Raw genomic sequence first — 15,485 nt, forward strand, 5'->3', positions numbered from 1 at the left:
ACGCGAGTGTAACGCTTTCGTTTATTACCCGCTATTTAAAAAGTGTTTTTTACACTCACAAGCCATTGCACCGAATCAACATCATCGTAGCCATCTAGTGGAGCGGCAATATCAAGGTGGATCATGGTGCCAGAGTTTGCTCTGCTTGGCGCTAAGCGCAAACCCACCCCAACATTTTTTAAAACATGATCGTTCTCGCCGTTATCTTCATCGTTAAACCAAGCGCGGCCAACATCAACAAAGCCCGCTGCACCTACTTTAAATAACTGCAGTAAATCGTACTCCCAGTAATAGCGTTTTTCTAGGCTGACTAAAAAGCTTCGGTCGCCGTGCTGGTAATCCATGGGATAGCCACGAAGGCCTGTTTCGCCGCCAAGTGTTAGCTGCTTATCGGCAGTTAGGTTTTTAGCATACTGGGCGCGGGCTTTAACAAACCAGGATTGGTTTTCGCTGGTATTTAAGTAGTACTGCACTTCGCTGGTGGCCAAAAAGTTTTCAAGCTGTTTTTGCTCTTTATTCCAATAACCATCCACTTGTGCACTAAAACGCCACAGCGTTCTGTCGGTAGTAAAGTGCGCTTTTTTAGCTTTTAACGAATACACGGCTCTGCTGTCATCATTACTAAGAGACTCATCGGAGTAACCTAAAAGCGCTTTAATGTTCCAGCCTAAATTTAAATCTTCTGTTCGCGAAATACTGTCAAAATTACGTACTTTTATATAACTGTCTTCAAACCAATGACCGCTAACATAGGGGTAACTTAGCTGCCTATCTTTGGCTAAGGGAGCAAAGGTTGTTTCTATTTCTGCAAAGCTGTCTTCTTGGTTTACATAGCCAAGTGTCAATCGCTGCGTCCAGCTATCAGATAATGCTTTAGAGTGACCTAAAAAAGCGCTAAAAAAATTGGTTGTTTGATCAAACTCGCTGTATTCGTCACCCCGGCGATACAGCGCCTCTTCTCTTTGTTCAGAAAAGCTTTTAATACCATAGCTATAGGGCGTATCTATGGCATAAAACGGGTAAGTTAACTCTAATAAGTGGCGTTTACCATCGCTGTTATCGGCATATTCTAAGCGCCCGCGATACCGGCTTGATAATATATTAGGATCGTCATAAACAAATAAATAACCATTGCGATCGCTGTCGGTGGTGCGTGAAAACGATAAACGCTTACCCCAACCTAGTAAGTTCGACTCGCGAAAACCTATGCTCGATTTATTTTCGCCACCGCTGCGGCTAAAGCTTATTTCGGGTAGTAAGGTCCATAAATCGCGAGTTACTACGGTTACATCTACGTTGCCGTCGCAGTTTTCAATCGCGCTTATTTGCGCATCGTATAAATAGTTTTGTTGGCGTAATAAACGCTCTGACTCAGCGAGTTTTCTGGCATTGTAATTATCGCCTTGTTTAAATAACAAAATATTACTAATTACATCTGGCTCTGTTTGGATATGCGCACGGTTAGCAAAACGAAAAAGCGCGTTATTTTCCTCTTCCCGTTCGGTATTAAACACATTGAGTTGTTTAAGGGTAATTGACGCTATTTGAGCATCGCTGCGGCTATTAACGAGCGTGGTTGTATCTTCAACTTCGCGGCGTAAATTATTGCTTTTATTTGAGTGCGATTGCACTGTGGGGCAGCTGCTAGTTTTATTGCTTGGTTGTTGTGCAAAGGCCTTAGGCGCACTAAAGCTTACGAGAGCTAAGCTTATACAACAGTGTGCAATCCATTTTTTATTCACCATTGAACCTCTTCAATACTACTGCCAATATGAGTCGTAATATCAGCTTACATCATTGTTATTACAATGTAAGTAAAAGGTATGGATTTTGAAACTAATTAATTGTTATCGTTACGCACCTTTGTTAATTAACCTCAACGCTGCTTGTTTAGAGCATAGGGATGCGTTTTAGCTTAAGTAAAAGGCCAGGGCTGCTAATAAGTGCTCGGCTTCATGGCCTTCGCCATTAATCCAAATACTTTCGCTGTAGTGTTCAAAATTTAAATTAAAGGTTTGCTGTTGATAGCTAAAACGTAATTGATGACGATCAGCCCCTTGTGCGTAATCAATAATGGTTATCTCATCAGCGTGTAAAAACAGTGTGCTCCACAGCTCAAAGTCTTCATCATGAGGTGCCTCTAAGGGGCTGATAACAATGCATTTATGGGCGTGATTGTATTCAATTTTGGTCATGATTTACTTAATTATTAGCAAGGTAGTTACGAATGGCCGTTAAAAATTCGCCGCCATATTTATTGAGTTTGGTAAAGCCAACGCCCGACACCTTTAAAAACTCGCTGTCGTTGGTGGGCATTAATTGCGCCATTTCGGCTAAGGTTTTATCGTTAAATACAACGTACGGCGGTACATCGTCTGCATCAGCAAGTTCTTTACGTAGCGCGCGTAAGCGGGCAAATAGTTTTTTGTCGTAATTAAACTGCGCCAGTTTATCTTGGTATACGTGTTTAGCTTGTAAGCGCGGCTCGGCAAGCTGTAGGGCATATTCGCTTTTAAGTACTGCGCGTGCAGCTTCGGTTAAGCGCAGTGAAGCACCTTGGGTAATATCTTGGCTTAACAGGCCTTGGTGTATAAGTTGGCGTAATATACTAAGCCAAAACTCACTGCTTTTGTCTTTGCCTATCCCATAGGTGCTGAGTTCGTGGTGGTTATTATCGCGAATGCGGCTGGTATTAGCCCCGCGTAATAGTTCTACAATATAGCCTAAGCCAAAACGCTGCCCAGCTCGGTACACACACGAAAGCGCTTGTTGCGCTACTAACGTGCCATCAAAGCTTTTTGGTGGGTTTATGCAAATGTCGCAGTTACCACATTGCTCGCGTTTATACTCGCTAAAGTAGTTTAAAAGTATTTGGCGACGACATGTCTGCGCCTCGGCAAAACTGGCCATGGCATTAAAACGCTGCTCTTCTACGCGGCGGCGTTGTTCATCGTCTATGTCTTCAAAAAAGCGCCTAACGCGGCCAATATCGGCGGGATCAAAATACATAATGGCTTCTGCGGCTAAGCCATCACGCCCAGCGCGGCCGGTTTCTTGATAGTAGGCTTCAATACTTTTTGGAATATCGTAATGCAGTACAAAACGCACATTTGGTTTATTTATGCCCATACCAAAAGCAACGGTTGCAACCACAATTTGAATGTCATCGCGGGCAAATCCGGTTTGCACGAATTGGCGTTGCTCGTTACTCATACCAGCATGATAGGCGGCGGCATTTAGCCCTGCATCAGCGAGCTTTTCGGCAATGTCATCAACGCGTTTACGGCTAGTGCAGTAAATAATACCACTTTGATTTTTTTGCTCTTTTAAATAGCGCAGTAGTTGCGCCATCGGTTTAAATTTTTCTTCGATGGTGTAACGAATATTAGGCCTATCGAAGCTGCCGGTATGTATATAGGGCTGTTGTAATTTTAATTGCTCAACGATATCAAAGCGGGTTGCTTTATCGGCCGTGGCGGTCAGGGCCATCATAGGGACATAGGGAAAACGCTGTTTAAGCTCGTTTAATCTAAAGTAGTGCGGTCTAAAGTCATGCCCCCAATGCGATACACAATGTGCTTCGTCTATGGCAAATAGGCTTATATTTAAGTGGCTGAGCCGTTCGGTAAATTCATGCTGAAGCACTTTTTCAGGGGCAACATACAGTAATTTTATTAGCCCTTGGTGCAATTGTTGGTACACTAATTGTTGCTCTTCGCGAGCAAGGCTATTATTAATGTAAGCGGCTTTAACACCTAACGCTTGCAGTTGCGTTACTTGGTCTTGCATGAGTGAAATAAGCGGCGAAATGACCACAGTAACCCCTTCTAGCACTAACGCTGGTACTTGGTAACACACTGATTTACCACCGCCTGTAGGCAGCAGTACCAAAGAGTCTTGGCCATTAATAGCCGCATCGATAACCGCTTTTTGGCCATCACGAAACTCGCTGTAGCCAAACACTTGTTTAAGAACGGTGTCGGGCTTGCGGACCAATGTGCTAGGAGTAGGGGTTAGAGTATTCATCGCGGCTATTTTAGTGTTTTTTTTATAGGATGTCTTTAGCTTAGCGGTAAATGATTTAATTAGTGCCTCGTGGTTTTGCTTCAGGTATGCTTAACTCATCGTACCAGTCTTAATTTAAACATAGAGAATAACAATGAATAAAGAAATGTTAATTGAACAAGTGGGCGCACTGTTTGTAAATGGCATGCCATTTAACCAGTTTTTAAATATCTCGGTAGAGTCACTCAGCCCTGAGCAAGCTAAAATTACGTTCCCGTGGCAAGATGTATTTATAGGTAATCCTGCGCAAAAAATTCTTCACGGCGGTATTATATCGGCGGTGCTTGATAATGTGGGCGGCATGCTTGCAGCAGCCAGTGTTATCGATAAATTAACCGACTTAGATATTCCAAGCGTACAGCAAAAGCTGGCTACCTTAGGCACTATAGATTTACGTACAGATTATTTACGCCCTGGCAAAGGGGAAGTATTTACAGCCAGTGCCACTTTGATCCGCTCTGGAAATAAAGTATGTGTATGCAGAATGGAGCTGCACAACGAAAAGGCAATACAAATCGCTTTTGGTACAGGTACGTATTTAGTCGGATAATGATGTTAAAATAAACTGTCTTGGGTTTAGGTTTACTCGCCTCAAAATAAGTCACTTAATAGCGCGAATTGGTATAAACTGTCGGCCTTTTAATACGGATAAGTAGTATGTATGTCGATTGCAAACGAGCAGCGTAAAGGCGGGATTTTTGCCTGTTTAGCTTTTTTAATGTGGGGCTTAGCGCCTATTTATTTCAAACAAATACAACATGTTTCTGCCTTTGAAATTTTAACTCACCGTGTTCTCTGGTCTGTGGTTTTTTTAATACTTGTGGTCAGTGTGCTCAAATACTGGGATAGGGTTAAACGTATCGTTGTCCAGCCCAAAATTATTTTAATGTTAGTGCTTACATCCTCTATATTAGGCTTTAATTGGGGGTTGTTTATTTGGGCGGTCAATAATAACCATATGCTCGATGCCAGTTTAGGCTATTACATAAACCCATTACTGAATGTGCTGTTGGGCATGCTATTTTTGGGCGAGCGACTGCGTAAGTTGCAAGGGGTTGCAGTGTTTTTAGCCTTTGCTGGTGTGGTACTGCAGTTGGTCAGTTTTGGCTCGTTTCCGGTGGTGGCGTTTTCGCTTGCCACGTCTTTTGCTATTTATGGCTTACTTCGTAAAAAGTTACCGGTTGAAGCGCTGCCGGGCATTTTACTTGAAGCGCTAATTTTATTGCCTGTTGCATTAATTTACTGGTGGGTGATGGCCCCAACGCCTACCTCTGATTTAGCCGTTAACGATTGGCTGACCAATGCGCTGTTAATTAGTGCTGGTATTATTACGACCTTGCCGCTGTTGTGTTTTACCGGCGCAGCTAAGCGTTTGCAGTACACAACTTTGGGCTTTTTTCAGTACATAGGACCCAGTTTAATGTTTATGCTTGCTGTGGTGTTTTACGATGAAGTGTTTGATGCCGAGCGAGTGATCACGTTTGCGTGTATTTGGAGTGCTTTAGCTATATTTACGTGGGATTCTTATCATCAATCACGTAAGCGTAAAAAAGCGGCGGTAACCGCCGCTGAAGTCTAATCCCAATGCGCAATAATAGTTTAAGTAAGTAGCTATAAAGCAGCGTTAAGGTTTAGCTTATTACTTTATTACGGCCGGTTTCTTTTGCATCATATAGCTTTAAATCGGCCTGTTTTAACAGTTCATCTATCTGGTAAATTGGGCCGCTTGCAAAACCAATAGAAATTGTAAATTTAATTTTTTCTTGGCTAAACTCTTGGCTATTTAGCTCTATAAACTGCCTAAAGCCTTCTAAGCGTTTTAGTGCTTGTGCTGTGGTTGCATCAGTAAAGTAAACGGCAAATTCTTCCCCACCTAAACGAGCAACTAACTGCTTTTCAAAGTACTTTTTAAAACACACTGCCAACCCTTTGAGCACTTCATCTCCGGCATCGTGGCCGTATGTATCGTTAATCGATTTAAAATGGTCTATATCAAGCATAGCGAGTGCGCCATCTTGATTCGATTTTTTTAAATACTTGAGTGACTTGCTCGACTCTTCAAAAAAGTAGCGGCGATTAGGTAGCTTTGTTAAGTAGTCTGTATTTGCCTGGCGTTTAATTGTGGCTATTTGCTCAAGCATGTCGACGTTTTGACTTAGGCGGCAGTAAAACTCTTCGCTGTTAAAGGGTTTATGGAGGTAGTCATTAGCACCATTTTTTAAAAATAGGCTCGATAATGCTGATGAGTCAGCCCCAGAAATGCCGATAATGGCTTTTTCATCATTACTGTAAAGTCGGCGAATTTCAGCGCATAACTCATCACCATTCATGTTTGGCATTTCGTTATCGGTAATAATAACAGACACGTCTTTTTGGCTTTCGAGCACCTCTAGCGCGTCTTTTCCGTCCTTTGCTTCGAGTATTTGATACTTATGGCGCTTTAGTAAGCTGCAAATGTATCTACGGGTAGACGTTGAGTCGTCGACAACCAGCACTTTTACGTTTTCGTTACGGGGTAAACGGCTCAGTTGTTTTTCTAGGTATTGGTAAGCTTGTTTGTTTTCTTTGATTATGTAATCAATGATTGGGTACTTTTCTACTGTGTCGCGAGTTTGCTTATCTATGTTGCCTGTCATTACGATGGTAGGAATGTCAGCATTAATAGTATACGGAATCGCCTCACCCGCAGGCGCATCAGGAAGGATAAAATCTACAACAGCACAAAAGTAGCTATTGTTTTTTATTAGCTCTTTTGTTGCCGCCAAAGACTCGGCTATATCAACTTCATAACCCACTTTGAGCGCGATATGCTTTTGCACACGCGCTATAGTAGGCGTATCTTCAATTATAAGTATTTTTCGCGTCACGTAACAACCTTGTTTGATATTTTGCAAAAGTGTTTGCTTATACAAGTTGTAACTGCTAAAACGCAAAAAAGCAAATAACTTAGAGGGTTATACGCTATCTGACTCGCCATAATCGTCTTGGCTTATTGGCATTGACCCTGACATTTTTGAGCGACCAAAAAGTGTATGAAACTTGGTTTTACAAGTTGTTAGTTTTAAATATTTAACCCAGGCTTTTTCGATTGGGTTTGTAGGTTCTTTATTGCCACAAACTACATCAACAAATTGCGCTTGTAAGGTATTTTGTGGCGCTAACGTTTTATTATAAAGCCCTTTTAGTATTACGCCATGTTGCTCTAATATACTGGCTTCTAATAAGGTAAAGTTTCCGCTGCGGCTAAACCCGCGAGGAAAGTTTTGATCATCATAAAATTGACGCTGGCTAACAAACGCTTGGCGAAGTAGTGAAATATCGTTGCTCATAACTGTATCCTCATACCCTGTTTATTGCTGGAGTATGATGCAAGTTTGACAATTTATTAAACAAGTTATTTTTATCGTGAGGATAAAAAATTGGATATAGATTTATTAAAAACATTTGTAGAGGTTGTGCGCACGCGTCATTTTGGTAAAGCGGCTGAAAACCTATACATCACTCAATCGGCAGTCAGCTTCCGCATTCGTCAATTAGAGCAGGGGCTGGGTGTAAACTTGTTTATTCGTCAGCGGAACAATATTCAATTAACGGCGCCAGGAGAGAGATTGCTTCCGCATGCTAAAATGATCATCACCGGCATGCAGCGTGCCAAAGTGGATGTGGCATTGGCCGATAACATGCACAAGCAAATAAGCTTAGCAGGGACACCCAATATATGGGATGCCTTTTTACAATTTGGCATTACTAATATAGTGTCGGCTATGCCTGGGGTGTCGCTAGTTGCAGAGGTTAAAGCCCAGCAAGAAAGCACACGGTTATTATTAGAGCGGACGCTTGATTTAGCCATTTTATTTGACCCACCTAAAGTGGATGAGCTTGTGGTTGAGCGAATTTGCGAGCTACCAATTATTCCTGTCAGTGGCTATGACACAGCAACTAACGAAAACTTTTTTGATAACCAATATGTATATGTTGATTGGGGCACTACTTTTTCGCTGTGGCATGCGCGTCAATTTACGGGTAAAACGCCTCCTTATTTTAGAACCAGTACGGGGCGTATCGCGCTTGATTTAATTATTCAGTGTGGTGGCAGTGCGTTTATACCCGAGGTGCTTGTTGAATCTCATTTAGAAAAGGGTGAGCTGTTCCATGTAAAAGATGTTGAACATACCTCGCGTGATATTTTTGTGGCCTACCACAGAGACAACGAACAAAAAGAGTTAATAGAAACCTTGATTAACTTATTACCTAAAATAAATGCTCATCAGCCTATTGATGAACACTAAATACCGACTATTATTTTTAGTGAGATTGAGTGGGTACAATTTTGTTTATTAAATATTCATGTCAGTTTGTTTTCAGGATTTAGACACTTTTATTAAAATAAAAAGACAAAAATGTTTCCTTTGTAATATATCTGTCATTTAACGATGACAAACTGCAGCTGTTTTAAAAAATTAGTTTTGTGATTATCGAGGAAATAACATGAATTTTGTAAAATCGAGCTTATGTATTGCTCTAGTAAGTGGTTTATCTTTTAGTGCGTTTGCAGATGTTGATGTTTACGGTAAAGCGAATGTTACTGTGCAATCATCTGATGACGGTGAAGGGTCTTTCACTGAAATTAAAAGTAATGCATCTCGCTTTGGCCTAAAGGGATCTGAAAAGATCACAGATGGATTAGAAGCGGTTTATAAGTTTGAGTTTCAAGTTGATGTATCTGACGCTGACTCTAAAGGTGATAACGACGACAATATTTCTGCACGCAACCAATACGTAGGTTTAAAAGGTGCTTATGGTCAAGTTGTTGTGGGTCGTAACGATACGGCACTTAAGCAATCACAAGGCAAATTAGATTTATTTAATGATCTTGAAGGCGATATTAAAAACGTCTTTAAAGGTGAAAACCGCTTGGGTGATTCAATCACTTATACATCTAAAAGCTACGAAGGTTTTAAAGTACTTGCTACATTTATTGCCGAAGATGACGTAGATGCAGATAACGGTTATTCAATGGCGGTTACCTACGGTGACGCTGCACTTAAAAAGAGTGCGGTTTACGCCTCGGTTGCAGCCGATAGCGAAGTAAATGGCTACGATGTAGTGCGTGCGTCAATCCAAGGTAAAGTAGAGAGCTTTAAATTAGGCGCTATGTACCAAACTCAAGAAAAAGTAGACGGTAGCGCAGAAGCGGATGGCTACTTATTAAACGCAGCCTACAGCATGGGTAAAAACACGTTTAAAGTGCAGTACCAAGCAATGGACTTTGATGATAGTGATGACAAAACGGCAGTTTCTGTAGGTGTTGATCATAAGTTTAATAAAAACATTAAAGTATTTGGTTTTTACTCAAGCTTTGATATGGACAACAATGTTGACCAAGATTACGTTGGCTTAGGTATGGAATACAAGTTTTGACTATTCGCTAAATTAGTTAAAACGCTCCCTTTTTAACCGCGCTCCTTTGAGCGCGGTTTTTTTGCTTTAAATTATTTACTTACCCGCCCATAATAGACGCTCATTTGGAATGGGGTGAAATTCCTCAACTATTCCCGTAACTGTAATGAGCACCGTGCTTTAAGTCAGATACAAATGAATAAAATATTTTAACGAGCGGGTAAACTCATTTTATTAGTGCACTATTTTTTTAGTGGTGTCTTAGTGAGTGCGCGTTTTTAAAGGACTCACTTTGCAAACTACATTAGCGCCAAACACGCCTTTATTAGACATTCAAAATGTGTCGTGGGAAGTTGATAATCACGCCATTTTAAACACTATTAATTTGCCTATAACAAAGGGTAAATTTATTGGCTTAATAGGCCCAAATGGGGCGGGTAAGTCGAGCTTACTGCGCTGTTTGTATCGCTTTAATAAACCCACCACAGGCAAAATTACTTTTAATCAGCAGGATATTTGGCAGCTTAAAAGTGAAGATTACGCAAAATATGTTGCTGTCGTTCTGCAAGAAACGCCTGCTCAATTTAACCTAACGTTATTTGATGTGGTTGCCCTTGGGCTTACGCCTCATAAACCACTATTTAGCGCCACCACCCACAGCGACAAACAAAAAATTACACAGGCAATAAAAACCGTAGGGCTTGAGCAGCAGTGTAAGCAAAATTTTGAATCACTTTCGGGGGGCGAAAAGCAACGAGCATTAATTGCCCGCGCCATAGTGCAACAACCGCAATTACTCATTATGGATGAGCCAACCAGCCATTTGGATGTTAAATACCAAATACAAGTGATGGAATTAGCAAAATCGCTAGGGGTCACTGTGTTTGCCTCATTTCATGATTTAAATTTAGCAGCTGCTATGTGCGATGAACTGGTGGTTATTAATAAAGGCAAAATAACACATACAGGCTCGCCTGAACAGGTACTTAGTGAAGAGATGCTAGCAGATGTTTTTGGGGTATGTGCGCACGTAACCAGCCACCCGCAGCGCACAGAAAATGGCCAAACTATTCCTCATATTACTTACTTTTATGGCTATTAATTAAATGGATATAACAAACATAAACCCGTGGACTATTTTTATAGCTGCCTCATTAATTGCACTGGGCAGCCTTTTTAGTGCACTGAGCTTTGGCGCAGCAGATACACCGTTAAGTGATGTGTTCACCGGAGTTTTATCGGCAGGGGAGGGCTCGCTTAACGCACGTATTATTTATGAGCTTAGGTTGCCCCGTACTTTACTTGCCTTTATGGCGGGCGCAGGTTTGGCTATTGCTGGGCTTATTTTGCAAACGGTTACTCGTAACCCGCTCGCCGATCCATACTTATTTGGTATATCGTCAGGTGCGTCGTTTGGGGTTGTACTGCTTATGGCTGTGACAGGTATAAGTGCTGGGTTTATGTTATCGACTGCTGCCTTATTAGGGAGCTTTTTAGCTATGGGCTTATTGATACTTATTGCTGGGCGGCAAAAAAATACGCACGTAGAGTCTATGTTGTTAGCAGGTGTGGCGCTGTCGTTTTTATTTAGCGCATTTACCAGTTTATTGTTGTATTGGAGCGACCCGCAAGCAGTGGCTGGTATTTTATTTTGGACGTTAGGTAGCTTTGCCCGCGCACAATGGGCCACGTTATGGTTGCCATGTATGGTTATAGTGGTGTGTATTGGCTTTATGCTGAGCTTTAAAAGACAGTTAAATGCGCTGCTTCTTGGCGATGAAAGCGCCATAACGCTTGGGGTGCGTGTGCACCGGTTTAGAATTTTTATGCTGGTATTGAGCTCCTTAATAACGGCCGTGCTGGTGGCCTTATGTGGCGGTATTGGTTTTGTAGGTTTAATGGTGCCGCACATAGTGCGCTTTTTTATATCTCAAGGCAGTACTGCTGGCTTACTCATCACAAGCTTAGTGGGTGGCACGTTTATGGTGTGGGTCGATGTGCTTTCGCGCTCATTACTTAAAAACCAAGAGCTCCCTGTAGGGGTGATTACAGCAGCTATGGGTAGCGTATTTTTTCTAAGCTTGCTCTTTTTTAGAAAAACAAAGGCATAGGGCGGATGAAAACCTTAATGATTCAAGGCACTACGTCAGATGCCGGAAAAAGCACCTTAGTCGCTGCGCTTTGCAGAGTATTTGCAAAGCGAGGTGTAACGGTTGCGCCTTTTAAACCGCAAAATATGGCGCTTAATAGCGCGGTTACGAAAGAAGGCGGCGAAATAGGCCGAGCGCAAGCTTTGCAAGCAATAGCGGCTAATGTAGAGCCTCAAAACGACTTTAATCCTATATTACTTAAACCAAATAGCGATACGGGCGCACAAGTTATTATTCATGGCAAAGCCATTAGTAATATGGAAGCGAGCAACTATCACGACTACAAAAAAGTGGCGATGGATGCGGTGCTTGCCTCGCATAAACGCCTAGCTAAACAGTTCGATTTATTATTGGTTGAGGGCGCAGGCAGCCCCGCAGAAATAAACCTTCGCGAAAACGACATTGCCAATATGGGGTACGCAGAAGCGGTAGATTGCCCTGTCATTATTATTGCCGATATAGACAAAGGCGGTGTGTTTGCGCATTTAGTGGGCACACTTGCGCTGCTAAGCGAATCTGAGCAAGCGCGCGTAAAAGGCTTTGTTATAAACCGCTTTAGAGGCGATATCAGCTTATTGCAAAGTGGACTAGATTGGCTTGAGCGCTATACGAAAAAACCTGTGCTTGGGGTGCTGCCCTACTTGCATGACCTAGCCCTTGATGCCGAAGATGCCGTTGCAATAGATAATAAAGTGACACACGCCACCATTAATATAGCTGTACTTTTATTGCCGCATATTAGTAACCATACCGATTTTGATGCATTGCGACTGCACCCAAATATTAATATAAATTATGTGCGCCATACTCAAGCAATTCCGCCGGTCGATCTGGTTATTATTCCAGGTAGTAAAAACGTGCTGGGTGATTTAAGTTTTGTAAAAAATGAAGGTTGGGATACGCAAATAAAGCGCCACATACGCTATGGCGGTAAAGTGTTAGGGGTGTGCGGCGGTATGCAAATGTTAGGGAATAGCATTACTGATCCCATGGGGGTTGAGTCGTCATTAAAGCGTGTTAAAGGCCTTGCATTAAGTGACTTTGATACCACTCTTAGCACCCAAAAAGTACTCACTAAAGTAACCGCAACTATGCAGTTAAATAATAATAAAACCCCCTGTAGTGGCTACGAAATTCATGCGGGTATTAGTGAAGGTGCAGCACTTAATAGGCCATTTTTAACGTTTAACTCGCACCCTAAAGGATTTGTAAGTGATGGCTTTATTAGTGATGATAATGCCCTTGCTGGTACTTATTTACACGGTTTATTTGATGAGCCAGCTGCCACATCGCAAATTTTAAAGTGGGTAAAACCAGAGGCCGCAATAACGCCAATTAGTATTGCTAAGCACCGTGAACAGCAGTTAGAACGTTTAGCAACTATGTGCGAGGAACACTTAAACATACAACACATTATATCGATTTACGAAGGACATAATAATGACAGATAAAAGCAACGATAAGCATAAGCAGCGTCAACAAAAAGTAAAAGAGCAAGTAGATGCACGCGTTGCTGCAGCGCAAGATGTTAAAGGCATATTTCAGGTAATTACGGGTAATGGTAAGGGTAAATCAACCTCTGGGTTTGGTGTGGTTGCACGTTGTGTAGGGCATGGTAAAAAAGCCGCTGTTTGTCAGTTTATTAAAGGCACATGGGAGTGTGGAGAGCGTAACCTACTACAAAGCGCAGGGGTTGAATTTGCGGTGATGAATACCGGCTTTACGTGGGATACGCAAAACAAAGAAGCCGACACTGCCGCAGCGCAAGCAACGTGGCAAGAAGCCAAGCGCATGCTTGCCGATAGCAGTATAGATTTAGTATTACTTGATGAGCTTACCTATATGGTGACTTATGGCTACATTGATCTTGATGAAGTAGTAAGCGCGTTAAATAACCGTCCTCCTATGCAGTCGGTTATTATTACAGGTCGTGCAGCGCACCGCACGTTAACAGAACTTGCCGATACAGTAAGCGAAGTACGTAATGTTAAACATGCATTCGATTCAGGCATTAAAGCACTTGAAGGGTTCGACTACTAATGTACAGGGCATTTATAGTTGGCCTTGGGCTATGTAGTTTAATAGCCAGTGCTGTTGCAAACGAAACAACGCCCCCAAAAAAGCTGCGTGTAGTTGCACTTGCGCCGCATATAGTAGAAAACCTATTTGCTATAGGTGCGGGGGATAATATTATTGGCACTGTTGATTATGCCGACTACCCTGCTGAGGCTAAAAATATTGAGCGCATAGGTGGCTACTATGGTATTTCCCTTGAAAAACTACTAGCGCTAAAACCCGACTTAGTGATTGGTTGGAAAGGCGGGAATCAAAGTGGAGACTTAGAACAAATTAAGCGCCTTGGTATAAAAATACATTTAAGTGATCCAAAAAAGATAGAAGAAGTAGCAAATGAGCTGATCACTTTTGGTAAATTTACTGGGCGTATTGAGCAAAGTAAGCAAATAGCAAACGCGTTTAATACCAAACTTAAAAACATAAAAAAACAGCAGCAAGGTAAAAAAGTATTAACTGGTTTTTATCAATTATGGCCAGAGCCAATGATGACGGTAAGTGAAAATACATGGATAAACCAGCTTATTGAAACATGTCATGTAAGCAATGTATTTGCACAAAGCGATACCGACTACCCACAAATAAGTATTGAAAACGTGGTAATGGCTAAACCGCAAATTATTATAACCCCTGATGAAAAATCAAAAACACCACAACCGGTAGTTAATTGGCAAAAATGGCCTGAAGTACCCGCGGTTAAAAATAATCATTTTATACGTGTAAACGCCGATTTATTACACCGTTTTTCACCACGCATGTTAGAAGGGCTTGCCGATATGTGTGATAAAATAGATGCATCACGCAAACAAATTAAGAGTACACAATGAGCGATTGGCCAGCCTTTTTAGAAGATGAATTACAGCACCCTTATATGCAGCAAACATTAGATTATGTAGCAAAACGCCGCGCAGAAGGGATTGCTGTGTACCCACCCAAAGAGCAAGTATTTAGCGCCTTTGAAGCCACAGCCCTTAACGATATTCGCGTGGTTATTTTAGGCCAAGACCCATACCACGGAGAAGGCCAAGCCCATGGTTTATGTTTTTCAGTATTGCCAGAGGTTAAAAAGTTACCGCCGTCGCTAAAAAATATGTACAAAGAATTGGCAACCGATATACCTGGTTTTGCAATACCCGAGCATGGCTACTTACAAAGCTGGGCTGAGCAGGGCGTATTTTTACTCAATACGGTACTTACTGTAGAGCAAGGGCAAGCGCACTCGCATAAACACTTAGGGTGGGAGCAATTTACCGATAACGTCATTGCGCATATAAACGAGCACTGCCGAGGCGTGGTATTTATTTTATGGGGCGCTCATGCGCAAAAAAAAGGAAAAAATATTAACAGCACTCGCCATCATATTTTAAAAGGGCCGCATCCGTCTCCGCTTTCTGCGCACCGAGGTTTTTTTGGCTGTAAGCATTTTTCACAAACTAATGAATTGTTACAAGCCCAAGGGGACAGCCCCATAAATTGGCAAGTTTAATGGATATATTAAAAAGGCTTTCATACACTGAAAGCCTTTTGTTTATGAGCGTTTATAGGATTAAAAATCTAGCTCATCAATTTCAATACTGTCTGTAAAAAAGTCCAACTCCTGTAGTTCTTTACGTAACCGTTGCTTGTCTTTTATGGCCTCAATCTCGCGCCACTTTCTTTTTTTATTCTTTTGAGAGGTTTTTCTTGTTGTATCAGGACCTTCTAATATCTCTAATATATCGTTTAGGCTATCCATGACTATCTCCTATTGATTTTAGTGAACCTCGAGAATACCTATACCACAGGCCTAGCTAAAAT

16 protein-coding genes and 1 riboswitch are annotated in these 15,485 nt (G+C 41.8%); of the genes, 10 read left to right on the forward strand and 6 right to left on the reverse strand.

Features of this window, described 5'->3' with window-relative positions; all coding sequences use genetic code 11:
- Positions 1-35 precede the first annotated feature (35 nt).
- The 3 genes from AN391_RS15995 to recQ all read right to left on the reverse strand — a co-directional run bounded on the left by AN391_RS15995 (position 36) and on the right by recQ (position 4,026).
- Positions 36-1,745 (reverse strand): POTRA domain-containing protein, encoded by a 1,710-nt coding sequence (locus AN391_RS15995; RefSeq protein ID WP_055016326.1) that lies wholly within the window; start codon positions 1,743-1,745, stop codon positions 36-38.
- Positions 1,746-1,910: 165 nt separating this feature from the next.
- Entirely contained in the window at positions 1,911-2,195 is a 285-nt protein-coding gene (locus tag AN391_RS16000; protein WP_055016327.1) for a DUF3630 family protein, read from the reverse strand.
- Positions 2,196-2,202: 7 nt separating this feature from the next.
- Complete coding sequence (gene recQ, locus AN391_RS16005; RefSeq protein WP_055016328.1) at positions 2,203-4,026, reverse strand: DNA helicase RecQ; 1,824 nt, start codon at positions 4,024-4,026, stop codon at positions 2,203-2,205.
- Positions 4,027-4,159: 133 nt separating this feature from the next.
- Between recQ and AN391_RS16010 the strand changes: the two genes are divergently transcribed.
- Complete coding sequence (locus tag AN391_RS16010) at positions 4,160-4,615, forward strand: thioesterase family protein (protein WP_171042098.1); 456 nt, start codon at positions 4,160-4,162, stop codon at positions 4,613-4,615.
- 111 nt (positions 4,616-4,726) lie between these two features.
- On the forward strand, positions 4,727-5,644 hold the full coding sequence (gene rarD, locus AN391_RS16015; RefSeq protein WP_055016329.1) for an EamA family transporter RarD: 918 nt from the start codon (positions 4,727-4,729) through the stop codon (positions 5,642-5,644).
- A gap of 52 nt (positions 5,645-5,696) precedes the next feature.
- Here the strand turns inward: rarD and AN391_RS16020 are convergent, their stop codons facing one another.
- Positions 5,697-6,932 carry a response regulator gene (locus tag AN391_RS16020; protein ID WP_055016351.1) on the reverse strand — a complete coding sequence of 412 codons (1,236 nt, stop codon included), beginning with the start codon at positions 6,930-6,932 and terminating at the stop codon, positions 5,697-5,699.
- 87 nt (positions 6,933-7,019) lie between these two features.
- Positions 7,020-7,394 (reverse strand): DUF413 domain-containing protein, encoded by a 375-nt coding sequence (locus AN391_RS16025; RefSeq protein WP_055016330.1) that lies wholly within the window; start codon positions 7,392-7,394, stop codon positions 7,020-7,022.
- Positions 7,395-7,484: 90 nt separating this feature from the next.
- Here AN391_RS16025 and AN391_RS16030 point away from each other — a divergent pair, with 90 nt between their 5' ends.
- The 8 genes from AN391_RS16030 to ung all read left to right on the forward strand — a co-directional run bounded on the left by AN391_RS16030 (position 7,485) and on the right by ung (position 15,174).
- Complete coding sequence (locus tag AN391_RS16030) at positions 7,485-8,354, forward strand: LysR family transcriptional regulator (protein ID WP_055016331.1); 870 nt, start codon at positions 7,485-7,487, stop codon at positions 8,352-8,354.
- Positions 8,355-8,553: 199 nt separating this feature from the next.
- Positions 8,554-9,486: a porin gene (locus AN391_RS16035; protein ID WP_055016332.1), complete on the forward strand. Its 933-nt coding sequence runs from the start codon at positions 8,554-8,556 to the stop codon at positions 9,484-9,486.
- A gap of 56 nt (positions 9,487-9,542) precedes the next feature.
- Positions 9,543-9,679: riboswitch (cobalamin riboswitch) on the forward strand.
- A gap of 78 nt (positions 9,680-9,757) precedes the next feature.
- Positions 9,758-10,567, forward strand: coding sequence for an ABC transporter ATP-binding protein (locus tag AN391_RS16040; RefSeq protein WP_055016333.1), 810 nt, complete (start codon positions 9,758-9,760; stop codon positions 10,565-10,567).
- Positions 10,568-10,571: 4 nt separating this feature from the next.
- Positions 10,572-11,576, forward strand: a complete 1,005-nt coding sequence (locus AN391_RS16045) for an iron ABC transporter permease (RefSeq protein WP_055016334.1) — start codon at positions 10,572-10,574, stop codon at positions 11,574-11,576.
- Positions 11,577-11,581: 5 nt separating this feature from the next.
- Entirely contained in the window at positions 11,582-13,066 is a 1,485-nt protein-coding gene (locus AN391_RS16050; RefSeq protein WP_055016335.1) for a cobyric acid synthase, read from the forward strand.
- Entirely contained in the window at positions 13,056-13,655 is a 600-nt protein-coding gene (gene cobO / locus AN391_RS16055; protein WP_055016336.1) for a cob(I)yrinic acid a,c-diamide adenosyltransferase, read from the forward strand. The genes AN391_RS16050 and cobO overlap by 11 nt, the downstream gene beginning before the upstream one ends.
- Positions 13,655-14,515 (forward strand): cobalamin-binding protein, encoded by an 861-nt coding sequence (locus AN391_RS16060; RefSeq protein WP_055016337.1) that lies wholly within the window; start codon positions 13,655-13,657, stop codon positions 14,513-14,515. The genes cobO and AN391_RS16060 overlap by 1 nt, the downstream gene beginning before the upstream one ends.
- The gene (gene ung / locus AN391_RS16065) at positions 14,512-15,174 is read left to right on the forward strand and encodes a uracil-DNA glycosylase (protein WP_055016338.1); all 663 of its coding nucleotides are present in this window, start codon (positions 14,512-14,514) and stop codon (positions 15,172-15,174) included. The genes AN391_RS16060 and ung overlap by 4 nt, the downstream gene beginning before the upstream one ends.
- 60 nt (positions 15,175-15,234) lie before the next feature.
- On the opposite strand, the gene AN391_RS16070 is transcribed toward ung, so the two are convergent.
- Positions 15,235-15,423, reverse strand: coding sequence for a DUF3545 family protein (locus tag AN391_RS16070; protein ID WP_004587992.1), 189 nt, complete (start codon positions 15,421-15,423; stop codon positions 15,235-15,237).
- Between the last annotated feature and the right edge of the window lie 62 nt (positions 15,424-15,485).

The organism is Pseudoalteromonas sp. P1-13-1a (assembly GCF_001401875.1).
GTDB lineage: Bacteria > Pseudomonadota > Gammaproteobacteria > Enterobacterales > Alteromonadaceae > Pseudoalteromonas.